At 54.4% G+C, this 23,697-nt stretch carries 19 protein-coding genes and 1 pseudogene; 11 read left to right on the forward strand and 9 right to left on the reverse strand.

Annotated features, from left to right (window positions below):
- Positions 1–47: 47 nt before the first annotated feature.
- From FE848_RS11725 to FE848_RS11735, 3 genes are all read right to left on the reverse strand, one after another.
- Positions 48–797, reverse strand: a complete 750-nt coding sequence (locus FE848_RS11725) for a copper resistance protein B (protein ID WP_200203018.1) — start codon at positions 795–797, stop codon at positions 48–50.
- Positions 794–2,482, reverse strand: coding sequence for a copper resistance system multicopper oxidase (locus FE848_RS11730; protein ID WP_200203020.1), 1,689 nt, complete (start codon positions 2,480–2,482; stop codon positions 794–796). The genes FE848_RS11725 and FE848_RS11730 overlap by 4 nt, the downstream gene beginning before the upstream one ends.
- Positions 2,483–2,576: 94 nt before the next feature.
- Positions 2,577–3,110 carry a cupredoxin domain-containing protein gene (locus tag FE848_RS11735; protein ID WP_200203022.1) on the reverse strand — a complete coding sequence of 178 codons (534 nt, stop codon included), beginning with the start codon at positions 3,108–3,110 and terminating at the stop codon, positions 2,577–2,579.
- Between the two features lie 204 nt (positions 3,111–3,314).
- Here FE848_RS11735 and FE848_RS11740 point away from each other — a divergent pair, with 204 nt between their 5' ends.
- From FE848_RS11740 to FE848_RS11750, 3 genes are all read left to right on the forward strand, one after another.
- Positions 3,315–3,980: a response regulator transcription factor gene (locus FE848_RS11740; protein WP_200203024.1), complete on the forward strand. Its 666-nt coding sequence runs from the start codon at positions 3,315–3,317 to the stop codon at positions 3,978–3,980.
- Positions 3,967–5,298: an ATP-binding protein gene (locus FE848_RS11745; RefSeq protein WP_200203027.1), complete on the forward strand. Its 1,332-nt coding sequence runs from the start codon at positions 3,967–3,969 to the stop codon at positions 5,296–5,298. Before FE848_RS11740 ends, FE848_RS11745 begins: the two co-directional genes overlap by 14 nt.
- 203 nt (positions 5,299–5,501) lie before the next feature.
- Entirely contained in the window at positions 5,502–7,061 is a 1,560-nt protein-coding gene (locus FE848_RS11750) for a BCCT family transporter (protein ID WP_200203029.1), read from the forward strand.
- A gap of 114 nt (positions 7,062–7,175) precedes the next feature.
- Here the strand turns inward: FE848_RS11750 and FE848_RS11755 are convergent, their stop codons facing one another.
- The gene (locus tag FE848_RS11755; RefSeq protein WP_200203146.1) at positions 7,176–8,060 is read right to left on the reverse strand and encodes a LysR family transcriptional regulator; all 885 of its coding nucleotides are present in this window, start codon (positions 8,058–8,060) and stop codon (positions 7,176–7,178) included.
- A gap of 104 nt (positions 8,061–8,164) precedes the next feature.
- On the opposite strand from FE848_RS11755, the gene FE848_RS11760 reads away from it, so the two are divergent.
- The 7 genes from FE848_RS11760 (at position 8,165) to FE848_RS11790 (ending at position 16,225) form a co-directional block, all read left to right on the forward strand.
- Complete coding sequence (locus FE848_RS11760; RefSeq protein WP_200203031.1) at positions 8,165–9,604, forward strand: aldehyde dehydrogenase family protein; 1,440 nt, start codon at positions 8,165–8,167, stop codon at positions 9,602–9,604.
- 7 nt (positions 9,605–9,611) lie between these two features.
- Entirely contained in the window at positions 9,612–10,595 is a 984-nt protein-coding gene (locus tag FE848_RS11765) for a dipeptidase (protein ID WP_227715307.1), read from the forward strand.
- A gap of 79 nt (positions 10,596–10,674) precedes the next feature.
- The gene (locus tag FE848_RS11770; protein ID WP_200203035.1) at positions 10,675–12,231 is read left to right on the forward strand and encodes a BCCT family transporter; all 1,557 of its coding nucleotides are present in this window, start codon (positions 10,675–10,677) and stop codon (positions 12,229–12,231) included.
- A 51-nt stretch (positions 12,232–12,282) separates the two neighbouring features.
- Positions 12,283–14,037 (forward strand): hypothetical protein, encoded by a 1,755-nt coding sequence (locus FE848_RS11775; RefSeq protein ID WP_200203037.1) that lies wholly within the window; start codon positions 12,283–12,285, stop codon positions 14,035–14,037.
- The gene (locus FE848_RS11780; RefSeq protein ID WP_200203039.1) at positions 14,034–14,801 is read left to right on the forward strand and encodes a DUF3726 domain-containing protein; all 768 of its coding nucleotides are present in this window, start codon (positions 14,034–14,036) and stop codon (positions 14,799–14,801) included. Before FE848_RS11775 ends, FE848_RS11780 begins: the two co-directional genes overlap by 4 nt.
- Before the next feature lie 10 nt (positions 14,802–14,811).
- Positions 14,812–15,189, forward strand: a complete 378-nt coding sequence (locus tag FE848_RS11785; protein ID WP_200203041.1) for a RidA family protein — start codon at positions 14,812–14,814, stop codon at positions 15,187–15,189.
- A gap of 148 nt (positions 15,190–15,337) precedes the next feature.
- Positions 15,338–16,225: a chemotaxis protein gene (locus FE848_RS11790; protein WP_200203043.1), complete on the forward strand. Its 888-nt coding sequence runs from the start codon at positions 15,338–15,340 to the stop codon at positions 16,223–16,225.
- 13 nt (positions 16,226–16,238) lie between these two features.
- Here the strand turns inward: FE848_RS11790 and FE848_RS11795 are convergent.
- Both FE848_RS11795 and mqo read right to left on the reverse strand, forming a co-directional pair.
- Positions 16,239–18,124: pseudogene (locus FE848_RS11795) on the reverse strand (hypothetical protein).
- Between the two features lie 67 nt (positions 18,125–18,191).
- Positions 18,192–19,676 carry a malate dehydrogenase (quinone) gene (gene mqo, locus FE848_RS11800; RefSeq protein ID WP_200203045.1) on the reverse strand — a complete coding sequence of 495 codons (1,485 nt, stop codon included), beginning with the start codon at positions 19,674–19,676 and terminating at the stop codon, positions 18,192–18,194.
- 437 nt (positions 19,677–20,113) lie between these two features.
- On the opposite strand from mqo, the gene FE848_RS11805 reads away from it, so the two are divergent.
- Positions 20,114–21,097: a calcium/sodium antiporter gene (locus FE848_RS11805; protein ID WP_200203157.1), complete on the forward strand. Its 984-nt coding sequence runs from the start codon at positions 20,114–20,116 to the stop codon at positions 21,095–21,097.
- 35 nt (positions 21,098–21,132) lie between these two features.
- Here FE848_RS11805 and msrB read toward each other — a convergent pair whose 3' ends face one another.
- The 3 genes from msrB to FE848_RS11820 form a co-directional block, all read right to left on the reverse strand.
- Complete coding sequence (gene msrB / locus FE848_RS11810) at positions 21,133–21,558, reverse strand: peptide-methionine (R)-S-oxide reductase MsrB (RefSeq protein ID WP_200203047.1); 426 nt, start codon at positions 21,556–21,558, stop codon at positions 21,133–21,135.
- An 11-nt stretch (positions 21,559–21,569) separates the two neighbouring features.
- Positions 21,570–22,220, reverse strand: coding sequence for a peptide-methionine (S)-S-oxide reductase MsrA (gene msrA / locus FE848_RS11815; RefSeq protein ID WP_200203049.1), 651 nt, complete (start codon positions 22,218–22,220; stop codon positions 21,570–21,572).
- An 83-nt stretch (positions 22,221–22,303) separates the two neighbouring features.
- Entirely contained in the window at positions 22,304–23,680 is a 1,377-nt protein-coding gene (locus FE848_RS11820) for a class II fumarate hydratase (protein WP_200203051.1), read from the reverse strand.
- Positions 23,681–23,697: the final 17 nt, after the last annotated feature.

Here is a 23,697-nt window from a genome sequence, read left to right on the forward strand (position 1 = left end):
AGTTATTCAGTGGTGGTGTTCATCTATCTTCCTTTATGCTTCTTCTCTTAAAAGGAGAGCCGCGCCCCAACGACTACAAACCAATCCTCCGTGCTACCGCCATCGGCCCTGGCAAAATCCGCTGTATCACCGTATTTGCGTTCGTGAACAACACCAACGTAAGGCGAGAAAGCGCGGTCAACTAGGTCGTAGCTCAGCCGTAACCCGGTTTCTGTGGACACCAGGCCCTTCCCTACTCCAATTTCCCGATCCTCGCTGAACGCTGCTGTTGCATCGAAAGTAGCTGTGAGTATCCAGTAATTGGTGAGCAGCAATTCATACTCTGCATCCAGATCAGCAGAAGTGTCGCCGTCCTTGCTCACGTAAAGGTTCGCATCGATTTCAAACCACTGCGGCGCCAGGCCTGCCACACCGAGAACTGCATAGGTTCGATCCGGGCCTTCCGGAGTGTCGAATCGTACCCCGGCCTTTGCATCGAAGAATGTTGATATCGGGATTTGCCCCACCAACTGGTTTTCGAGTTTTTCGTAAGCTTGCTCTTCGAAGGAATACTCCCCACTGGTAAGCCAGCGAGTTTTGAAATTGTCAGTGCCATAAAAGAAATCCGCGTCCCAAACACCTATTTCTTCATCACTGTCACTGTAACGGTATTCAAGTTCTTCGAACTGCGCGCCCCACACCTTCAACGGTTGCTTGCGCTGGGTGGTATCCGGCATCCGCTCTTGAGCAGACGCCAGCGCCGGTATGACACTCAAGCTAACAACCGCACTTGCAATCAACGGCATCCAAAGCTTCATACGTCACCCCCAATTTCGCTCGGCTGCTCACTGAATGCGGCCTGAGTGGATTCCGGCCCACCCTCAACAATCACTTTTCGGAACATGCCAGCCGCCATGTGGTAAGTCAGGTGGCAATGGAAGGCCCACTGCCCAGGCGCATCCACTTCGGTTTCCATGTAAACCGTGGTGCCAGGCTGCACACTGACGGTGTGTTTGATCGGATTCCATTGGCCTGCGCCAACATCGAGAATCGACCACATACCGTGCAGGTGCATGGGATGCGTCATCATGGTTTCATTGACGAATTTGAAGCGGACCCGTTCGCCATATTTCAGGCGTATGGGATCAGCGTCCTCGTATTTAACGCCATTGATGCTCCAGGTGTAGCGCTCCATGTTGCCGGTAAGCCGCAGCTCGATTTCTCGTGCGGGCTCCCGTTCTTCATAAAGAGGCTTCTGTGCTTTCAGATCGGCATAAGAGAGGAACTTGCCGCCATTGGCTGCGGTTGGAACCAGCCCACTGCCTTTGGCGTAGAACGGATCACTTGCACCACCTTCGGGCATCATCACGCTATGATCCATACCCTCCATATTGGAATGGTCCATATCAGGCATCTCAGCCATTTTATTTGCACTGCCCATGTCACCGTGATCCATTCCCGGCATGCCGCCCATGTCCGCCATGGTCAATCGTGCGGGCTCACGTAACCCGGGAACAGGCGCTTCAATTCCTTCCTCTGGCGCCAGCGTTGCTCGCGCATAGCCAGAACGCCCCATAGACTCGGCAAAAATCGTATAGGCTTGCTCGTCCTTGGGCCGAACGATCACGTCGTAGGTTTCCGCAACACCAATACGAAATTCATCCACATTGACCGGCTGTACGTTATTTCCATCAGCCTGCACAACGGTCATTTTCAGGCCCGGAATCCGGATATCGAAATAGGTCATTGCGGATGAGTTGATAAAACGCAGCCGAATTCGCTCGCCGGGCTCAAAGAGACCGGTCCAGTTCTGTTCCGGACCTTTGCCATTAATCATGCCGGTAAAACCCTGCAGATCCTCAACATCGGCCTGCATCATGCGCATGTCGCCCCATGCCAGGCGTTCTTTCACCGTGCTCAGGAAGCCGTTTTCTGAAACGTCCGAAAAGAACTCCCCCACGGTTTGCTGTTTACGGTTGTAGTAATCCGGCGTTATCTTGAGGTTGCGCATAACCCGTTCGCTGGCGTGCGGGTGTTTATCCGTCAACTGAACCACGTATTCGCGATCGTAGCGAAACGGCTCTCGCCCTTCTGGTTCGATGATAATGGAACCAGAGGCCCCCTCCGGCTCCTGAAAGCCCGAGTGGCTGTGAAACCAGTAGGTTCCCGATTGTGTAATGGGGAACCTGTAGGTGAACGTCTCTCCGGGTTTGATGCCAGGAAAGCTGATCCCTGGAACACCATCCTGCTCAAAGGGAAGAATCAAACCGTGCCAGTGAATAGAGGTCATCTCGTCAAGGTTGTTGGTGACGTTGATAGAAACCTCTTCTCCCTCTTTGAAGCGTAAAGTGGGGCCAGGAGATGTACCGTTGTAACCAACCCCCTCTTTCACAAATTCCCCGGTATCGATTGTCACTCGGTCCACGGTCAGGTTGTACTCACCCGCTAAGCCAATAGCGGGCAAAAGCAGGCTTAATGCGCCTGCGACAAGGGTCATCTTCATGATCAACTGCTCCCGAACTACTTCGTCGTATTCAAAGATCCCGACCCGCCGGCTATTGAGCGGGCGCGATAAACTCTTACTTGTTCAAAAGGATTCAGTTGAAATTCACTTCGCCGTACATGCCTGCCTGATAGTGCCCTGGAACGTTGCAGGCAAATTCGATATTGCCCTTTTCGGAAAACGTCCAGATGATTTCCTGGCTCTCTCCCGGCTCTAAAAGCACGCTGTTCGGGTCGTCGTGCTTCATGGACTTGCCGTGCCCCATATCCATTTCCATCATGTCGTGATTGAGCTTGCCGCCCTGAATAGCGCCGTGCTCAACCATCATCATCATTTCTTTTTGATGTGCTTCGTGCATATCGGGGGTGCCAATGTTGAATTCGTGCACCAACTGCCCTTTGTTCTGAACGACAAAGCGCACCGTTTCTCCTGGCTTTACCTCGATTTTTTCAGGCTCGTAGTAGTTGTCATACATCTCCACGGTGATGCTGCGGCTGGCGTCCGAGGCTTTACCCGGTTCGCCGCTCTTGGCGCTGTGACCATGCCCACCTCCGTGGGTACCTGCTCCAAGTGCTGCCAAGGGCATTGAAATGGCAACTGCTGCAACTGCGAACTTTGCTAGACTCATCAAATCTTCTCCTGTGGTGCGGCGTAACGTGCGTTCAAAACCTGTGTTTGCCCCGCAACGTGAATGTTGTGCTAAAACGCCTGATACCATCGCGCACGAACCTGAACTCTTTCTGAAAATCCGGATTTATTTGCAGTTCAGGCTCAGTTCAGTTTGATAAGCGACACTGCTGCCGACTGTTTTGACGTAAGAAGGAAGCGACACATGAGACTGCTGCTGGTAGAGGATGATCGACTGCTTGCGGAGGGGCTTTCTAGCCAACTTGAGAAGGCTGGATTCAGTGTAGATATCGCCCACACAGCCAAAGAAGCGGTGGTTTTAGGTGAGCAGGAAGACTACAAGGCAGGCGTGCTGGATCTCGGGCTGCCAGACGGAAATGGCCTGGATGTGCTGAGACGGTGGCGCGCAAACAAAGTTGCCTTTCCGGTACTGATCCTGACCGCAAGGGGGGACTGGCAAGATAAGGTAAACGGCCTCAAAGCAGGCGCGGATGACTACCTGGCCAAACCCTTTCAAACGGAGGAGCTGATTGCCCGCTTGAATGCCATCATGCGCAGAAGCGAAGGCAGGGGTCACTCAACGGTAAAAGTGGGGCGGTTTGAACTCGACGAAAATCGGCAGTGCCTGCAAATCGAAGATGGCACGGAACACAGCCTGACCGGTACGGAATTCCGGTTACTGCGCTGTCTGATGGGACGGCCTGGTCATATTTTCTCCAAAGAGCAGCTCATGGAGCAGCTATATAATCTAAACGAAAGCCCCAACGAAAATATCATCGAAGCTTACATCCGGCGCCTGCGAAAGCTGGTTGGCGCAGAAACCATCGCAACCCGGCGCGGTCAGGGATATCTGTTTAATGACACTGTTTAGAAAGCCTGTTTCCATAAAAGGGGCACTTCTGCTCCTGCTATTACCCGCAGGCATAGGCTTGATGGCCATCGCATGGTTTGTGCATGGATTGCTTCTGGAACGAATGTCCCGGGAATTTGTCGAGAGCCGCCTAAAGGATGAAGTGGCTTTTCTGGAACATCATATTCGCCAGGCTGGTGGCCAGACAGACATGCTCAAGACTGGAGATTATTTTGAGAAAGTATTCCATCATGCTTTTGCTATCCAGTCTCCGGCTCAAACAGTCATATCTCCACAATCCTGGCAACCGTTGCTGAGCCCCATGCTGTTATCGAATGACCAGAACAGCATCAGGGTGCACGGTGCTGAGATTCCGAATGCGCCCTCCGACATTCTCGCCTATCGAAAATCATTTTTGGCAAACGATATACCTTTCACCGTGATCGTTTCAGAAGATATGGGCGCGCTGCAAAACAGCCAAGCCGAACTGCATGCCTGGACAGCAATCGTATCGATTTTGCTGATCTTGTTGCTTGTGGGGATTATCTGGTTCGGCATCAATCTGTCGATGCGCCCCGTGGTCTCGCTCCAAGCTGCTCTCAAGCGCCTACAGAGCGGTGAAATTTCCCGGATAAACGTGGAGGCTCCGGAAGAATTCCGGCCACTGGTGCAGCAACTCAACCAACTTCTGGACTCCCTGGACCAGCGGCTTGAGCGCTCCCGGGAAGCGCTCGCAAACCTGTCTCACAGCGTTAAAACGCCCATCGCTGCCGTCAGGCAGGTTCTCGAAGATACCAGCCGCCCGCTGGAAAATGATCTTAGGCATGAGATGGGCTCGCGCTTGAGTGATATCGACCGGCAACTGGAATCGGAAATGAGGCGCAGCCGGTTTGCAGGCCCACAGGTCGGCAAAAGCGTCTATCCCGTAAAACAAGCCCGTGATCTCCTGTGGATGCTGGGCCGACTCTATCCCGAAAAGTCGTTTGAACTGTCAACGTCACTCAGCGGCGAGTGTCACTGGCCAATCGAGGAACAGGACCTGAACGAAATATTAGGGAACCTTCTCGATAATGCCGGTAAATGGTCGACCTCGTGCGTTGAACTTTCTCTGACACAAGGAAAAAGCATTGCCAGCATCGTTGTGACTGATGACGGCCCCGGAGTCAAAGCACATGAAATGTCCAGCCTGGGCCAGCGCGGGTTGCGTCTGGATGAACAGATACCCGGGCATGGCCTGGGACTCGCCATCGTAAGTGAGATCGTTGAGCGGTACGGTGGGAACATAACCTTCTCATGCACTTCCAGGGGATTGAGTGTAGCTGTCGAAATGCCCAGCTAGCCTGCGAGCATCAACTGGATATAGCCCTCCCGATATCACTCTTGAACCTCGACATGACTGCTGAGTTCGGATGTTCCTCAGCATGCTTCCCAGAAGCCGCCAAACGAGCGCCTCCATGGGCAGAAAAACCGGGCCTGGATTGGTATTGGCAGGGTTTTTATGGCACTGTCCCGCGCCGGAATTTATTAAAAAAGGTTTAGTTTATGATTAAGGGTAACGACAAATCAGGCGGAGACTATTCAATAGCTCAGCTTGGCGACCCGGTAGTACTCACGCTCAGCGTTGGTTTTATTGCGCTGTTTGTTGGCTTTTCTCTGTTCGATCTCAAAGGCGTAGCTGAGCTGATTGGTAACGGTTTTGCCTGGACTGCCAAAGTGTTTGGCACTTACTTCCAGATGTTGTTGTTGGCCACATTCTTTATCGCTATTGGTCTGGCTTGCACACCGGCGGCGAAAGCTAAAATTGGTAACCTCGACAGGCCAGAGATGAGCACCTTCCGCTGGCTCTCTATCATTATGTGTACGCTGTTGGCCGGTGGTGGCGTTTTTTTTGCGGCTGGCGAGCCCATCTATCACTTTGTAGTAACACCGCCAGCCTACACGTCAGAGCCGGGCACTGCTGCAGCAGTTTCCAATGCACTGGCTCAGTCCTTTATGCACTGGGGGTTTCTGGCCTGGGCTGTGCTGGGCACCTTGGCCGCAATCATTCTGGCACACGCACACTATGTACAGGGCAAGCCTCTGCAGCCACGCACACTGCTTTACCCGGTATTCGGTGAGCGCGTTATGAGCGGCTGGCTGGGCAGTGTTGTGGATGCCTGCTGCGTAATTGCCATTGTAGCCGGTACTGTTGGCCCCATCGGTTTTCTCGCAACCCAGATGAGCTTTGGGCTCAGCGAACTGTTTGGTCTGACTGATGGCCTGATAACACAAATGGCCATCCTGATTGCCTTGGCTATGATCTACGTGACCTCAGCGGCAACCGGCGTTCACCGTGGCATTCAGTTTTTGAGCCGGATGAACGTGTTTTTGGCATTGGCCATCGGAGCCATTATTTTTGTCTTCGGCCCTACTTTGTTCCTCACCAACACCTACTTTCAGAGCATGGGCCAATACGTTTCTTCCTTCATGGCTATGGCAACCATGACGGCCGATACCGCCCCGGGCTGGTGGATGCAGTGGTGGACTGTGTTCTTCTTCGCATGGTTTATTGGCTATGCACCGCTGATGGCCATTTTTGTTGCCCGTATCTCTCGCGGCAGAACCATTCGTGAAATGATTCTGGCGGTTGCGGTTATGGCACCTGTTGCCACAACCATCTGGTTTACCCTGCTGGGCGGCTCAGGCATCTATTACCAGATGACCGGCGTGATAGATCTGACTGAGGCTCTGAACAGCTTCCGCTTCGATATAGCAACTTTGACGGTTGCCCAGGCTCTGCCAGGCGGCGGCTTCATGGCACTGGCTATTCTGGTACTGACCACGGTTTTTGTTGCCACCACCGGTGACTCCATGAGTTACTCCATTGCTGTTGTGAGCACTGGCCACGATCAGCCGAATACTTTTGTGCGCGCATTCTGGGGTTTGGCAATGGCAGGCATGGCAGGCATTCTGCTGTACATGGGTGCGGGGCAGATCAGTGTGCTTCAGCAGTTCATTGTGATCACAGCCATTCCGGTATCTCTGATCCTGCTGCCTTCTCTGTGGCTCGGCCCCAAAGCGGCTTATGCCATGGCGCGGGAACAGAAGCTGATTCCTGAATAAACAATACTGATCAGCAGCCTCGGGAGCGTCGCTCTCAGGCTGTGAAACATTCTTGCTCCTCCCGACAAGCGCTCTGCTTTGCGGGAGGAGCAAGCACATCAGCACCCTGCCCCGTCACACCACGTCATACTGCAACTTCTCCAGAACAAAAGAGTGCATAGCTTGAGCTGCCGGGCTGAGCGTGCGGTTTGCCGCCTGCACCAATCCAATTCTGCGCACAACATCCGGATCACATAACGGGATAAAGCAAAGGTTAGCGCTGTGCTCCGGGAACGCCAATCGCGGCAGGGTTGTTATGCCAGCACCCGCTTCCAGCATGGCAATCAGTGAAATCATGTTGGAAATGTAAAAAGCGCTGTTCTCCACCAACTCCGTAGCCTCAGTGCCCATCAATAGCCGGGATGTTCCGTTCCGAATCAACTTTTCACCCTGCAAGCTGCGCCAATCCAGCGACGTTGCCGCAGCAAAGACATGATCCTTACGACACACCACCCCAACCTTGTCCTCAAAGAGGTGGGTGTACTCCAAGTCATCAGTATTTTGCCAAAGACTGGTTATTCCCAGATCAACCTCACCGTGCGCCACCATCTGGCAAACATAGTGGGCGTTTTCATCATGCAAACTGATATTGAGACCGGGAAACTGCTCAATAAACTCCGCCAGGAACGACGGCATAATCCGACTGGCCACCGAGGGCACGGTGGCAATGTGTATGTGGCCCTGCTGCCCACCAGCCTGGCTCACCACATCTTTTGCAGTGCGGTCATGCTGGCCTACCAGATCACGGAACCTTGGCAGGCAGTACTCACCAAACGGCGTTAACTTGTTTTGTGCGCCACGCTCAAACAGGTTCTGCCCAAGGCGGTTTTCCAGCTCACGCACGGCCATTGAGATGGCTGGCTGGGTACGGTGCAATCGCCGGGATGCCCCGTGAAAACTACCCTCTTCCACAACCGTGATCACATAGCGTAACTGCTGAATTTTCAGCTCTGGCAATATTGCACTCACCTTATAAGCACTCCTTATCGCTCAATCTTTATAATTGATTATGCTTATTATTACATCTTGACTAGTATGCATGCATCGTAAATAAGGAGGTCGTCATGTCCACTTCGCATCCGCTTTATATCAATGGCCAATGGGTAACCGGGGCTAGCAGTATCACCAACACCAGCCCGTCTGATCTCAGCGATGTTATCGGCGAGTATGATCAGGCTACCAACGAGCAAACCAAAGAGGCCATCAGTGCCGCCCAAAGCGGCTTTGCCCAGTGGAGCCAAAGTGGTCTTGAGCAGCGCTATAACATTCTGATGGCAATCGGTAACGAGCTGATTGCCCGCCAGGATGAACTGGGCGAGCTACTTTCCCGAGAGGAAGGCAAGCCTCTACCAGAAGGCAAAGGCGAGGTTTATCGCTCTGGTCAGTTTTTCCATTACTACGCCGCCGAAGTACTGCGCCAGATTGATGAGCGTGCAGACTCCGTTCGCCCTGGCGTGGAAATCGACGTTCGGCGTGAGCCACTTGGTGTTGTGGGCATCATCAGCCCATGGAACTTTCCGATGGCAACCGCCGTTTGGAAAATTGCCCCGGCATTGGCCTTTGGCAACGCGGTGGTATTCAAGCCCGCCAACCTGGTTCCTGCCAGCGCCTGGGCCCTGACAGAAATCATCAGCAGGCAAAACCTGCCTGCTGGCACCTTTAACCTGGTGATGGGTTCAGGTGGCGAAACCGGCGAAACCCTGATCAACAGCCCGGATGTACAAGCCATTACCTTTACCGGTTCCCTCGAGGTAGGCCGCAGGGTTGCAGCAGCTACCGTAGGCAATCTGGTTAAGTGTCAGCTCGAAATGGGCTCAAAGAACGCCCTGATCGTGCTTGATGATGCAGATCTCGACCTTGCCGTAGAAGCCGCGTTCAACGGTGCCTATTCAGGCAGTGGGCAAAAGTGCACCGCATCCTCACGTTTGATCGTGACAACAGCTGTTCATGATGAGTTTGTATCAAAACTGAAGGCACGGCTTGAGCAGGCCAAGGTTGGTCACGCGCTTGAAGAGGGTGTGCAGATTGGCCCCATCGCAGACAAGCGCCAGCTGGAATCCAACATGGCGTGGATTGAACGTGCCAAGGCCGACGGCGCAACGCTCGCGTTTGGTGGTTCCAGAGTAGACGCGAAAACCGATGGCTACTACATGCAGCCTACGCTGTTCACCGGCACCACCAACGACATGGCAATCAACCGGGATGAAGTATTCGGCCCCATTGCGTGCGTCATCAAGGTACCTGATTACGAAACTGCGCTGACCACCCTGAACGATACCCAGTATGGGCTGACAGCCGGCATCATCACCAACTCTCTGAAGATTGCTTCAGACTTCAAAGCCCGGGCACAAACTGGCTGCGTGATGGTGAATCTGCCAACCGCAGGTACGGATTACCACGTTCCGTTTGGCGGCCGCAAAAACTCCAGTTTCGGCCCCCGTGAGCAGGGTCAGTATGCCCGCGAATTCTACACCGTTGTGAAAACCTGCTACGTGCGGGCCTGATAAGAGGATGAACTCCATGCTCACCATTGATGGGCTTCAGTACTCCAACTGGTCCCGGGAGATATTCGAGCAGATGCGTGCCGGCGGTGTTTCCGCTGTGCACGCCACTCTGGTTTACCACGAGAACACGCGGGAGACTCTCTCACGGTTTGGTGACTGGAACCGGCGCTTCGAACAACATAGCGACCTGATCATGCCGGTCTATGAAGCCGAGGATATCCAGGTAGCACAGGAAGCTGGCCGAATCGGCATCTTTTTTGGCGCCCAGAACTGCTCGCCCATCGAAGATGACATCGACATGATTGCCGTGATGCGCCGCCTTGGCCTGATGATCATGCAGCTCACCTACAACAACCAAAGCCTGCTGGCCGCTGGTTGTTATGAAGCTGAAGACAGTGGCGTGAGCCGGTTTGGTCGACAGGCCATCGCGGAAATGAACCGTGTGGGCATGATCATCGATATGTCCCACAGTTCGGAGCGATCCACGCTGGATGCTATTGAACTATCCAGCCGGCCGGTGATTATTTCCCACGCCAACCCGGCATCTTTCCACCCGGCGAAGCGGAATAAATCTAACGCCGTGCTGAAGGCTATTGCTGAAAGCGGCGGATTACTTGGTTTCTCAGTTTACCCGTTTCACCTGAAAGACGGGCCAGACTGCACCCTCGAAAGCTTCTGCAACATGGTGGCCGATACCGCGGATTTGATGGGCATAGACCACATCGGCATTGGCACGGATTTGTGCCAAGGTCAGCCGCAGTCGGTTCTGGACTGGATGCGCAACGGCCGCTGGTCGAAAGAAATGGACTTTGGCGAGGGTAACAAGAACAACGCCGGATGGCCCAGGCCTCTGTCGTGGTTCAAGGACAACCGCGACTTCCCTGCCATTATCGAGGGGTTGCGACAAAAAGGATTTAACGAGACAGAGATAGAGAAAATCATGGGTCTTAACTGGCTGAACCAACTGAAAATCGGTACCAAGCCTTTGTAATGATCCTGAAATGCCAGCATGCACGGATGGCCAAACAGCACAGATAGAGCAAGGTGCAAAAACAACAAAGGTAGGCATCATGAAAAACAACAACATCAAGGCCGGTGGAGACTATTCTATAGCTCAACTTGGCGACCCCATTGTCCTTGCGTTAAGCGTGGGCTTTATCGTTCTGTTTGTCGGATTTTCGCTGTTTGATCTCAAAGGCGTGGCTGATTTGATTGGCGGTGGCTTTGCGTGGACGGCCAAAGTGTTTGGCACTTACTTCCAGATGTTACTGCTGGCAACCTTCTTTATCGCCATGGGTCTCGCCTGCACACCAGCAGCAAAGGCCAAAATCGGCAACCTCGACCGGCCGGAGATGAGCACCTTCCGCTGGCTCTCCATCATTATGTGCACCTTGCTGGCCGGCGGCGGCGTGTTCTTTGCGGCCGGTGAACCCATCTATCACTTTGTTGTGACACCTCCTGCGTATACAACAGAACCTGGTACCGCAGCGGCGGTGTCCAATGCCATGGCACAGTCCTTCATGCACTGGGGCTTTCTGGCTTGGGCGGTTCTGGGAACTCTCGCGGCGATTGTTCTGGCCCATGCTCACTATGTGAAGGGCAAACCGCTGCAGCCAAGAACACTGCTGTACCCGGTATTTGGTGAACGCATTATGTGCGGTTGGCTGGGCAGTGTGGTGGATGCCTGCTGCGTGATTGCTGTCGTTGCCGGAACCGTTGGCCCTATCGGCTTTTTGGCCACCCAGATGAGCTTTGGGCTTAGCGAATTATTCGGCATGACAGACGGCCTCGCCACACAAATGGCCATTCTGGTGGTTCTCGCAATTATCTACGTGACCTCCGCGGTAACGGGTATTCACCGCGGCATACAGTTCCTCAGCCGGCTAAACGTGTTTCTGGCGCTGGCTGTCGCCGCGATCATTTTCGTGTTTGGCCCAACACTGTTCCTCACCAACACCTATTTCCAGAGCATGGGGCAGTATGTGTCTTCATTCATGGAAATGGCCACCATGACCGCTGAAACGGCGCCGGGCTGGTGGATGCAGTGGTGGACCGTATTCTTCTTTGCCTGGTTTATTGGTTATGCACCGCTGATGGCAATCTTCGTGGCCCGCATCTCTCGCGGCAGAACCATCCGCGACATGATTCTGGCGGTTGCCGTGATGGCGCCTATTGCCACCACTATCTGGTTTACCTTGCTGGGCGGCTCAGGCATTTACTACCAGATGACCGGCGTGATTGATCTTGCCGAAGCACTGAACAACTTCCGCTTTGATGTGGCCACCCTCACGGTCGCCCAATCCCTTCCCGGTGGCGCATTCATGGCGCTGGCAATTCTGGTGCTGACTACCATTTTTGTCGCCACCACAGGTGACTCCATGAGCTACTCCATTGCCGTAGTAAGCTCAGGCCACGACCAGCCAAATACCTTTGTGCGGGCCTTCTGGGGCCTGGCGATGGCCGGCATGGCCGCCATCCTGCTGTACATGGGCGCCGGGCAGATCAGTGTGCTTCAACAGTTTATTGTGATCACCGCTATTCCGGTGTCGCTGGTACTGCTGCCATCGCTGTGGCTTGGGCCCAAAGCGGCCTATGCCATGGCACGAGAGCAGAAACTCATATCCTGATAACTTTGAACACTAGCCTGTAGATATGCCTGTAAGGGCAAGGGTGAGATCATGATTTCAGCAACCTCAGCATCCGCACCACACGACAACCTACGCCCTGCAAGTGAGGTGATGAAGCTGGAACGGCTGGGCAGCATGTTTGCCAGCCGGCTCAGCTTTGTCAGATCGCTAATGCGAAAAATGATCGCTGAAAGTTGGCAGATTACCAATACGGTGTTTGATCTGGATTCAAAGGGCCACGGCCTGGCGATCTACCGCATCACAACACCGGGTAACTACTACGAGTGTGTGATTTTTTCCAGGGATCTGGAGCCAGAACAGCGGTCCGACCGGGTAATAGCGGAAGCATGGGATGTCACCTTTGCCCTGGTTGAAGGCGAAGCAGAAAGCTCGCTGCTGGAACAAATGGCGGCCAACGTACCCTTGCAGGAAGCCGGCCGCCAGCACCCGAGGGTACTTGTGCTCTCACGGGCCAACAGAAGCCTGCGCAATTTCAGCCAGTTTCTGGCGGCTCTTGCGGCGGGAAAACAACCTGATCCCGCCTGGCTAACAGCTGTGGGTTACCTCTACAGAACCACGGCGGTTTATGGCAACGGCAAGTTTGGCATTGCTGACTTTGCACGGCTTGAGCGCAATCCGGATTTTAATCGTCCATTTGCAGCCCAGATGCTGGCCGTTTACGTGCTACGGCAGTTCTCAGTGGAACAGCTGAATCATCTGGCAAAAGTGCAGTCGCCCGATCGGGCCGTGCCTTTGCACCCGGAGCTGCAACGCTATTTGGGCATTGGCAATTCCACGGGGCTTGGTATGGCTCCGTTTCTTATCAACCACCCGCAACTGATTCAGCAGTGGGTTTACGGTAGGGAGCGCGCTCTGGCCTTTGCCCGTGCAGAGCCTGCGAATGAACAAACCCACAAGGCATTGCGATCTCTGATGGCTCGCGCTCTGAAGCACCTGCAGCAGACCATCACTGAAGATGAAGAACAGACCCTGCGCAATCGGGAAACAGCCAAGTCGGTTATTGAAGTTGTTGAATGGCTCGATCGCACGCCAGCGCACCAGGGGCTTTATGAAGAACTCATAAGCTGGGCCGGGAATCACTGTTCCCTGGAAGCCCAGGAACTCATCAACACCATGCTGATAGAGCTGTACCCGGAACTGGTTGAGCCTATTGATGATGAACTGGGCTGTCAGGAATCCATGGATCTGAAGCCCGACATGAAAGCCTCGAAACTGCGCGACCTGATTCACGAGAAATTTGGCTGGGCTCTGAGTTACCGCGAGGACTGCCCGGATGACAACTACTGGTTCTGGTATCGCTCCGTCGAAAAAGAAGAACCCAGGTTAGGCATTCGCGGAACGGAGTCCGGCGCCGAGAAGGAACTGGCCCTCGCGGTTGGCCCACGGATTAGCCGCTGTCTTACAAAGCTCGATGAATTTCTGGAGAGCAACCCGAATGCCATAGTAGTGGAGTTCCTCCTGGCCAACCCGGGGCAAAAGGAGTGCGTACGCCGCATCCAGACCATCGGAGATACACCTTACGGAGAGATCCGCGCAAACCTCTGGCACAGGGATATGAAACCCATGCACCTGTTAAGGACCAAACTGTCATTTTTTGGCGCCAGCCGGTTTGATCCGAAGTCTGACCGCTGGGTTCGCATCACGTTGTTTCAGGGGGCGCCGCTGCCCGGTGAGCTGAACGATCCGCGGCTACCGTTACACCAATTGGATGACTGGGGTTTTCCTTTGGAACCTGGCCTCGAAAGTATTGATAACGACCAGAAAAACCGGGGCGGCAAGCTATGAAAGTGTCATACAACGAGCTGCAAGGGCTCTCCCGAAAAGCATTCATTGGCATTGGCTTCGACGATGGCGACGCCAGCGATGCAGCTGACATGGTGGCCTGGATGGAAGCCCATGGCCTTAATGGCTTGGCGGCTCTGGGGAAAGGTCTGGACTTTCTGCTCAACGAAGACAAATCCCAGCCACCCAAGCTGATCTATCAGGATGCGGATTTGTGCGTTGTCGATGCCCAGAACAAGACGATTCTTGGCCACGCCAGCCTGGCAATTGAGCTGGGCTATGCAAAGTGCCGGGCCAGAGGCCTCTCGGTTACCAAAATTCGCCACTGCCATAACCGGATGCTGATTGTGGGATACCTTTCCCGCATCGCCCGCCGTGACATGAGCGTTACCGCATTCTGGCGCAACTCTCACGAACCGTTGACAGAAATACTGGTGAGCTTTAAATCAGGCGAGGCTGAGCCGGAGATATGCATGTACGGCTTGCCATCCATTCCAGATGACACCGAGCCCAATAACGGCATAACACTGGTGATGGTGAACCACGTAGATCTTCTGCCAAACCTTAAGCCCGAAGCGCCGGCTAATGACCTGATTTTGCAAAATCGCGCGGCGATGCTGGACTGGCATGAACGATCACTCGTTGATGGCATCGAAGTAGACACTGTTCTTTGGGAGCGACTCAAAGTACTGGCAACGAAAATGCTGGTGGAAGCTTCCGACGATTCACGTCAGGGCGCAGGCGCCGGAACAACCGATAACGACTAAGGAGTCACTGATGAATCCATATCCGGTTAAAACAGACTTACCTGCTTCCAAGTCCCCTCTGGCTTGGGCAACCGTGGGCAATGGCATGCTGTTTACAGCACAGATTCCCATTGATGCAGAGGGAAAGGTTGTGGATGGTGGTATTGAGCCTCAGATTATCCAGACCCTGGCCAATCTGAAGCACACACTGGAAAGCGCGGGGAGCCGTGTATCCGACCTGACCCAGGTTGTTATATACGTGACCGACCGGGAACATCTTGCTGTGGTGAACCGGGTATATGCAGATTTTGTATCCGAGCCTTACCCCAACCGCGCCGCCATTATTGTGTCCGGGTTTGCCCGTGAAGAAATGCTGGTGGAAATCCTCGCGTATGCGGTTGTACCTTAAGCCACGAACACTCATTGCCATCACTGCTCTAACTTTTCTGATGATAACGGCTCGTAAGCTTGCTATCGTTAGCCCGTATCGAATGTGATCTGCTCCCCTTACTCGCTCTGGCATTATGAGGGGGGCTATCTTCAAGGATCCGGGTGTTATGTCCAGTAAAGCCACACAATCCCAGAAATTGCTGTTATTCAACCTGTCCGGCAAGCGGCTATTCGGGATTGGCACACTGAAAATCCGCGAAATACTGCCCTTCAAACCGCTCACCAAAATGCCTCACAGTCATCCCGCGGTTGTAGGAGCAACGAGTTTCCGTGGTTCAGCCGTGCCGGTTATTGATATGGCTGCGGCCGTTGGTTATCCGGCGTTAACCGCAGACGAGCAAAAAACGTCGACCATTATTATCACGGACGTTCAACGCCAGGAAACAGGCTTTCTGGTGCGTAGTGTGCAGAAAATCATCGAGACAGACTGGAAGAAGGTGAAGTCCCCACCGGCGATGCTGGGCGACAGGGCATTTATTACCGGCCTGCTGAACGTGGATGACGAGATTGTTCAGCTGTTGGATGTTGAGCTTCTGCTGGCGAACGTATACCCCGATTCGCTGGAAACCCGCGATGTTGCGCTCACAGACGTGCAGCGCGAAGCCTTGAAAACCCTGAACATTCTTTTAGTGGATGATTCCAGAGTTGCTCGCAAGCAACTGTGTGATGTGCTCGACGCCAAAGGCATCCCCTACCAGGTCACCACCAACGGTGACGAAGCGCTGAAAATCCTGCTGAACGACAACGAACTCGGTAGACCGGTCGATATTCTGGTGAGCGATATCGAGATGCCCGGTCTCGACGGCTACGAATTGACGTTTAACGTTCGGGACAGGGCTACCCTGAAACAGCCATTCATCATTCTGCACACATCCTTGAACAGCCAAATGAGCCTGAGCTATGCCAATCAGGTAGGCGCAAACGAAGCCTTAACCAAGTTTGATGCAGACGAATTGCTAAACGCCATGCTCAGAGGCTGCCCGCCCAGGCAATAAAAGAATGACCGGATTATTCTGCTTGGGGTGGTTCAGCCTGAAGATGATTAACGGGCATCCGGTCTTCTCCCCAACTACGATAGACCCGTGCCATTACCCGCTTTAGCTCTTCCTCACCAACATCCGCCGGCTCACCCCGCTCAAGTGGATCGAAGTGGAAGATGTATAGCCGGGAGGTAAACTGCTCGAACGGCAGAGACGCTTCTCCAAACCGCTCCCCCATGCCTTCCGTGCTCACGTGCACATCATCACCCCAGTTTTGGCCACTGTCGTTATTTGGGTTGTAGAAATACGCGCGCATCTCGCCTTCCGGATCCAATGCTATCCGCAGAATGGTAATCGCGTGCCAGCCAATGAAACGTGCGGCCCTGTCGGTTACGGCAATCCCTGCAGGTTACCGGTAGCGACATCCACATTGATGGCAAACCCTCGCCCGGCAGACCAGCCATGGAATTCCGGGTTTACCCACCGGTGCGGGTCGCCCTCACGCCCTATGCACATGCGGCCCATCTCCCCGTATACCCGGTCAAGGTGGGGCACCACAACCAGCGAGACCGGGTCGAGATCCAAGGTCACTTCTGAAGCAACCCCACCAAGACTTTGCGCTGAAGAGACCGGTTGCCCTTCAAAATGCATAACGATTTCATTGTCTCTGGCCGCCCAGGCAACCATCTGCAAGAGATAGTCAGGGTCGTTGTAGGCCCACATGGACAGGGCGCGAGCAGACTGGCAGGTTGGATTATTCCCCTGCCCCACGCCCAAAGGCTGCCCCAGCATATTGAGTACTCCCTGGATCAGCCAGGCACCGGCCTGCGGTTGATAGCCATAGGCAAGCTGCAGGCGTTCACGGGCTTGTGGGCAGAGATTCAATCTGGCTTGGCGCCAGAGCGCGGGCGCTACCGGGGGCTGATAAAGAATGCCCCGTTCCAGCATCAGCGCAAGGCCATACAGCCCTTGTGCTGTCTCGGGGAAAACACCTTCGGTGATGAGCGCATACACCAGCTCGCGATAGCACATCAGGCAGTCGCGGCCAGTACTTGAGAGCCCCAGAGCTTCGCTGAGCAGGTAATCCTGCCCTTCCAGTATGTAGCGCACAAAGCAGGCATGGTAAGGCGACACCAGGCCGGTATCGTGCATGGAGCGCGCAAACCCGGTAGCTTCATTCTGTAACGTGGGGCCATCCATGGATTCCAGCCGCTGCTGGTACACCACAATACCCGGGTCTTCGCTGCACGCCCGGGTTGGCCCATACAAGCTGGAGATCAGACGGTCCGCCCCGCGACCCGCATTGCCAAGATCGACATTGGGCTCAGCCCGGCAAATCGCAATCTGGGTGATCATCTTGCGCACGTCACCCACCTGAATCGGGCGCTGCTGCAGAATACGCCAAATCTCCTCAATCAGGCTATCAATAACGTGTTCGTAACCAATATGCTCAGCCACGTGCTGCACAACGTGCTGGCTGATAAGTGCCAGCTTGCCCTGCTCACGCTCTGCCTCGCCGGCCATACCGAACAGCAGGCCAAGATTGACTGCCAGAACCTGCGTCAGGTAGTCCCGTGCCTGCTCAGCAGACACCAGAGGGTGCAAATAGGTGCCACGAACAACCGCCAGCAATCGAAGCTCACTAAGTGCTTCGATTACTACCGTATCTGCGTTCGGGCTTTGTAACGAATGGGGGGTTAAGGAGGGGAGCAAGGTGGCGGGCTCTGCCCAGTCCGAACCTGTAAATACACCGGCTTTTTCCAGGCGCTCTGCACGCGCTTCAACAAAGGCGCAGCCTTCCGGCTGCACGAGTATCTGGCGCACAAGTTCGAATACAAGGGTGAGCTTGCCAAATCTGGCCAAACTCTCGCTTTCGTCCAAGGCACGGATAGCATCAACCAGCTTGTGCGCCAAACCCCTTAGATGTTAGTGCATCACCCGATTATACATAGATATCCCGATCGCCCTGATGTTTCAGCGATTATCCGTTCAACTTCAGGGTAGAGAGCGTTCTTTCTCGTACTTTCGCCAGCAATTCACCGTCATTCACCAGTGACTGGCCGTAGGAAGGCACCATCACCTTCATGCGCTCCTGCCATTCAGGTGTCTGCATGCTCTGTGCAAAGCAGCGCTCAATAACGCTGATCATTGCATTTGCAGCTGTCGATGCACCAGGGGAGGCCCCAAGAAGAGCCGCCAGGGTACCGTCTTTCGAGGCCACGATTTCAGTCCCGAACTCCAGTTTCCCGCCACCGCCTTCAGCCTGCTTGATTATCTGCACGCGCTGACCGGCATTACGCAACTCCCAGTTTTCTTCCTCAGCTTCCGGGAAGAAGTTACGGAGCGCTTCCACGCGGTCGCTGTGGGACTGGAAAACTTCGCCGATCAGGTAACGGGTCAGATCCATGTTGCTCTTGCTCACCGACAACATGGGTTTGAGGTTGCTGGTGCGAACTGAGCCAAACAGATCGAAGATCGAGCCCTGCTTGAGGAAGCGGGTCGTGAAGCCGGCAAACGGGCCAAACAGCAGTGCCGGTTCGCCGTTGATTATGCGGGTATCCAGGTGCGGTACCGACATGGGCGGTGCGCCAATGGGTGCCTTGCCGTATACCTTGGCGTGGTGCTGTTTTACGACATCAGGCTTGCGGCATACCAGCCATTGCCCGCTAACAGGGAAGCCACCATAGCCTCGAGCTTCTGCAATTCCGGACTTCTGCAGCAGCGGCAGCGCGCCACCACCGGCGCCCAGGAACACAAATCCGGTTTCCAGTTTGGTGAGCTCACCGGTGTGCTGGTTTTTCACCCGAACTTTCCAACGGCCGTTATCGCGCTGGTCTATGTAATGCACCGGGCAGCCAAGCATCAGTTCAAAGTTGGGCTGGCTTTGCAGGTACTCAACCATGCTGCGGGTAAGAGAACCAAAATCCACATCTGAACCGTGGCGGATACGGGTTGCAGCAACCCGCTGCATTGGGTCCCTGCCTTCAACAACGAGAGGCATCCAGTTTTCGAGCTCTCGAGGGGATTCGGTGTATTCCATTTCGCGGAACAGGTGGTGAGCGCTCAGAAGCTCATAACGACGCTTGAGAAAAGCGACATCTTTTTCACCCCAAACGAAGCTCTGGTGTGGCGTACGGTTTATGAACTTTGATGGCTCGGGCAGCATGCCCTGCTCTACCAGATGCGACCACAGCTGAAGCGAAACCTCATATTGCGCATTGATCTGGAGCGCACGCTCGATCGCTACATCGCCGTCTTCGGTCTCGGGCGTGTAATTCAGCTCGCAGTATCCTGCGTGCCCCGTTCCTGCGTTGTTCCATCCGTCCGTACTTTCATGGGCAACGTGATCCAAACGCTCCAGCATGATAATTTTCAGGGACGGGTCCAACTGCCTGAGCATTACGCCGAGGGTGGCGCTCATGACACCACCTCCGACCAGCACTACGTCTGCCTGTTTAGCGGCCATTGGTTTTTCATCCTAGCTAGTATTGAGCCTTTCGCCCCTTCAAGATTCAAGAAGAGGTCTGACGGGCGCGGGCAAGTCGCGAGGTAAGTGGCGCTGCCTTGGGCGTCCGTTTTGAATGAGCGCGTAATTATCCGGGTTTTCACAAAAATATAAATTGTGATTATTAAAGAACCCGGACCTGTGCGTAAATTGCACGTTAGTTTAACGGTTGTTAGCCCTGCATACGAACGGTGGCTTGCGCTGAATCATAGGTAATAATCCTGATGTGGCTGGCGGCAGGCCGCCGTGAACCTGTGATCACGCCAGCTCATCCGAAAGGGGCTGACCTCAACCGCACATATGCGGTATCTTGCACACCTTTCCGGTGCTTGCGCCTCTGATTACACAGAGCGCTCATGCACCTGCTTTTCAGATGCAACATGACTGGGGCTGAATCTATGGTTATGGCTATTGGCGCAATTATCGTCGGCCTTGTATTACTGGTCTGGAGTGCAGACAAATTTGTTGAAGGCGCTGCCGCCGTTGCCAAGCATCTGGGCATGCCCGCGCTACTTATCGGCATGGTCATCATCGGGTTCGGCACATCTGCACCCGAGTTGGCCGTATCCGCTATGGCCGCGGCCGATGGTAACCCGGGGCTCGCCCTGGGCAATGGCTATGGCTCCAACATCACCAATATTGCGTTAATTGTTGGCCTTACGGCCGTTATCGCACCTATCGCCGTGCACTCCCAGGTAATCCGCAAAGAACTTCCCCTGTTGGTGGTCCTTACCCTGATTGCCGGTGCGCAATTACTGGATGGTGAACTCTCCAGGCTGGATGGCTGGATACTCCTGGGTGTGTTTGCTGTGGTAATGGGCTGGTCGATCTTTCAGGGCTTACGAGGCAAGGGGGACGCGCTGGGAGGAGAAACCGATGCCCAGCTGACCGATAATCTGATGCCCATGAGATCCGCCATAATCTGGCTGATCATTGGCCTCATTCTCCTTGTTGTCAGCTCCCGCCTGCTGGTCTGGGGCGCAGTTACTATTGCCCAAAGTCTTGGTGTGAGCGACCTGGTAATCGGCCTGACCATCGTAGCCATTGGCACATCGCTGCCGGAACTGGCCTCAGCTCTGGCCGCTGTAAGGAAGAACGAACATGACCTGATCCTGGGCAACATTCTCGGCTCAGGCATCTTCAATACGCTTGCGGTTGTGGGTTTGGCTGCGGTTATTCAACCGCTATCGGTAGAACCGGAGGTCCTTTACCGGGACTGGACGCTGATGCTGGCGCTAACGGTTGGCCTGCTGGTGATGGGTTTCGGAATGACCGGTTGGCGCAAGATGATCAGCCGGTTTGATGGTTCTATTCTTTTGCTGGTTTACGTTGCCTATACCGGCTACCTGCTATCAACCGTTGTTGCTGCCAGCGCTAGCTGACAGCAACTGTCGTTGCTGCTGATGATAAACGACGCTCAATCGCCCTCTTTGAACACCATGGCAATGGAGTTCAGGCAATAGCGTTGCCCCGTGGGAGGCGGGCCATCCGGGAATACGTGCCCGAGGTGGCTATCGCAACGGGGGCAGCGTACTTCCGTGCGAGACATTCCCAGGCTTGTATCCTCAATGTAGTGAATATGTTCCTTGTCGAATGGCTGAAAAAAGCTCGGCCAGCCAGTGCCGGAATCAAACTTTGCGCTTGAACTGAACAACGGAAGATCACACAGCCGGCAGTGGTAGACCCCAGCCAGCTTGTTATCCAGCAAAGTGCCACAAAATGGATGCTCCGTTCCATGATCCAGCAATACCTGACGCTCTTCTGGCGTCAGGCTTGCGGCTTTCTCTTGAATCTGTGCCTCTGTAAGAGGTGTCAGGTCATAACCTGCAGCAGAACTGCTCATTACCTATCTCCTCAAGCCAGGTTGTCGTTGGAATCGGTGTATTCCGGTTTTAGTCGATCACTGAAGCCCTCAACCAGCTTTTCCATTTTGGGGGCGGCAACAGCCATGATGTATGGCTGGTACGGATTCCTCGCCGCAAAATTCTGATGATGTGCCTCAGCCGGATAAAATGCTTGCAGAGGCTCCAGTGTTGTTACAACAGGGTCAGGATATACCCCGGCTTCATCAAGCTGACGAATGTAGGATTCCACCACCCGCCGCTGTTCCGGTGTTTCATAAAACACCGCAGAGCGGTATTGCGTACCCCGGTCGTTACCCTGCCGATTCAGCTGGGTTGGATCGTGCGCCACCGAGAAAAACACTCTGAGTATCTCCCCGAAGCTAATCTGGCGGGGGTCGTAGTGAACGTTCACAACCTCTGCGTGGCCCGTGGTGCCCGAGCACACAGCGTCGTAATTGGCTGTATCTGCTGATCCGCCGGCATAACCGGATTCAACCCGTGTAACGCCATCCAGAGCCAGAACCACTGCCTCCACACACCAGAAGCAGCCACCGGCAAGAACCACTCTCTGCTCACTGTCTCCCGCTGGCAGATCCTGCTCCGGCTCCGGGAAGCGGCTGCGAGGTACTGTCAGGCCTGGAATGCTGCAAGATGATGTCATAATGACCTCTGCTAGAAGTGTGCGTGTCTTTACCAGTTTACTGATTGTGGCCGCAAACAGATCAGTTTATCAATGTTCCCCCATCAATCGCCTCCGCCCCGTGTCAGCTTTAGCGGGTCCATAAGCTCTTCCAGGTGCTTTCGGGCAAGACCACTTCTCTCTTCTGCAACATCAATAACCGGACGACCCGTTTTGTATGCTTCCTTGGCGATCTCCGACGCCAGGCTGTAACCAATCTCCGGGTTCAGTGCTGTTACCAGCACCGGGTTGCGGCCCACGCTGGCATTCAGCGTGTCTGTGTTCACAGTAAAACCCCGGACGCTCTTGTCCGCCAGCATGTTGGTTGCATTGCCAAGCAGGCCAATCATGTCCAGCAGGTTAGCCCCCAGAAGCGGCAGCATAACGTTGAGTTGAAAGTTACCAGACTGCCCTGCGATCGCATTGGCGCTGTCCAGCCCCATTACTTGTGCGCCCACCATGGCCACAGACTCGGGAACTACCGGGTTTACCTTGCCGGGCATGATACTGCTACCGGGCTGCAGGGCTGGAAGGCTGATTTCCGCCAGCCCATGAATCGGGCCACTGTTCATCCAGCGCAAATCGTTGGCAACTTTGGTTAGAACGATGCCCATCCCGCGCAATTGAGCTGACAGCGCCACCGGGCCATCCACTGCACTTATCCCTACAAACTTGTGCTCCATGGAACGGAACGGGTATCCGGTGTTGGCTTTGAGGAACTTCACAAACTGACCGGAAAACTCCGACAAGGCATTCACGCCGGTACCTACGGCAGTGCCGCCCTGAGGAACGGCAAGCAGTTCATTTGCTGCAGCATCGAGGCGCTTCTCAACCGCCAGCAGCTGCTCGCGCCAGGTGCGCAATTCCTGCCCAAGGGTAATCGGCATGGCATCCATAAGATGGGTGCGGCCTGTTTTCACCTGTTCAGAGAACTGGGCTTCGCGCTCGTATATTACGCCGCACATATGCATGAGTGCGGGAATGAGCCGCTCCCGAATGCCTATTACTGAACTCACGTGAATAGCGGTTGGTATCACATCGTTAGAGCTCTGGCTCATATTCACATGATCGTTAGGGTGCACCTCGACGCCGTTTCTGCCGGCAATGGACGCAATCACCTCATTCACATTCATATTGGTGCTGGTACCCGAGCCGGTCTGATAACGGTCAATCGGGAACTGGTCAGCAAACTCTCCGCGAATGAGCGCTTGGCATGCGTCGGTAATCGCATCGCAACGGTTGTTATCAAGCAGCCCCAAACTGGCATTGGCTTCCGCAGCGGCCTGTTTAACGTGGGCAACCGCCGCAATAAAAGCCGGCGGCATGGGCTGACCACTAACCGGGAAGTTATCAACGGCACGCTGGGTCTGGGCGCCCCAAAGAGCGTCTGCCGGCACGTGGACATCGCCCAAGCTGTCGGTTTCTATTCGATAGTCACTCACTGTTGCCTCCTGTCCTG

Origin of the sequence: Marinobacter sp. 1-3A (genome assembly GCF_016597775.1) — a bacterium.
GTDB classification, from domain to species: domain Bacteria; phylum Pseudomonadota; class Gammaproteobacteria; order Pseudomonadales; family Oleiphilaceae; genus Marinobacter; species Marinobacter xiaoshiensis.

What these genes read in the sequence shown, in the direction of transcription:
- FE848_RS11725 (WP_200203018.1), bottom strand. Translation starts at nt 797, where the DNA reads ATGAAGCTTTGGATGCCGTTGATTGCAAGTGCGGTTGTTAGCTTGAGT.
- FE848_RS11730 (WP_200203020.1), bottom strand. Translation starts at nt 2,482, where the DNA reads ATGAAGATGACCCTTGTCGCAGGCGCATTAAGCCTGCTTTTGCCCGCT.
- FE848_RS11735 (WP_200203022.1), bottom strand. Translation starts at nt 3,110, where the DNA reads ATGAGTCTAGCAAAGTTCGCAGTTGCAGCAGTTGCCATTTCAATGCCC.
- FE848_RS11740 (WP_200203024.1), top strand. Translation starts at nt 3,315, where the DNA reads ATGAGACTGCTGCTGGTAGAGGATGATCGACTGCTTGCGGAGGGGCTT.
- FE848_RS11745 (WP_200203027.1), top strand. Translation starts at nt 3,967, where the DNA reads ATGACACTGTTTAGAAAGCCTGTTTCCATAAAAGGGGCACTTCTGCTC.
- FE848_RS11750 (WP_200203029.1), top strand. Translation starts at nt 5,502, where the DNA reads ATGATTAAGGGTAACGACAAATCAGGCGGAGACTATTCAATAGCTCAG.
- FE848_RS11760 (WP_200203031.1), top strand. Translation starts at nt 8,165, where the DNA reads ATGTCCACTTCGCATCCGCTTTATATCAATGGCCAATGGGTAACCGGG.
- FE848_RS11765 (WP_227715307.1), top strand. Translation starts at nt 9,612, where the DNA reads ATGAACTCCATGCTCACCATTGATGGGCTTCAGTACTCCAACTGGTCC.
- FE848_RS11770 (WP_200203035.1), top strand. Translation starts at nt 10,675, where the DNA reads ATGAAAAACAACAACATCAAGGCCGGTGGAGACTATTCTATAGCTCAA.
- FE848_RS11775 (WP_200203037.1), top strand. Translation starts at nt 12,283, where the DNA reads ATGATTTCAGCAACCTCAGCATCCGCACCACACGACAACCTACGCCCT.
- FE848_RS11780 (WP_200203039.1), top strand. Translation starts at nt 14,034, where the DNA reads ATGAAAGTGTCATACAACGAGCTGCAAGGGCTCTCCCGAAAAGCATTC.
- FE848_RS11785 (WP_200203041.1), top strand. Translation starts at nt 14,812, where the DNA reads ATGAATCCATATCCGGTTAAAACAGACTTACCTGCTTCCAAGTCCCCT.
- FE848_RS11790 (WP_200203043.1), top strand. Translation starts at nt 15,338, where the DNA reads ATGTCCAGTAAAGCCACACAATCCCAGAAATTGCTGTTATTCAACCTG.
- mqo (WP_200203045.1), bottom strand. Translation starts at nt 19,676, where the DNA reads ATGGCCGCTAAACAGGCAGACGTAGTGCTGGTCGGAGGTGGTGTCATG.
- FE848_RS11805 (WP_200203157.1), top strand. Translation starts at nt 20,114, where the DNA reads ATGGTTATGGCTATTGGCGCAATTATCGTCGGCCTTGTATTACTGGTC.
- msrB (WP_200203047.1), bottom strand. Translation starts at nt 21,558, where the DNA reads ATGAGCAGTTCTGCTGCAGGTTATGACCTGACACCTCTTACAGAGGCA.
- msrA (WP_200203049.1), bottom strand. Translation starts at nt 22,220, where the DNA reads ATGACATCATCTTGCAGCATTCCAGGCCTGACAGTACCTCGCAGCCGC.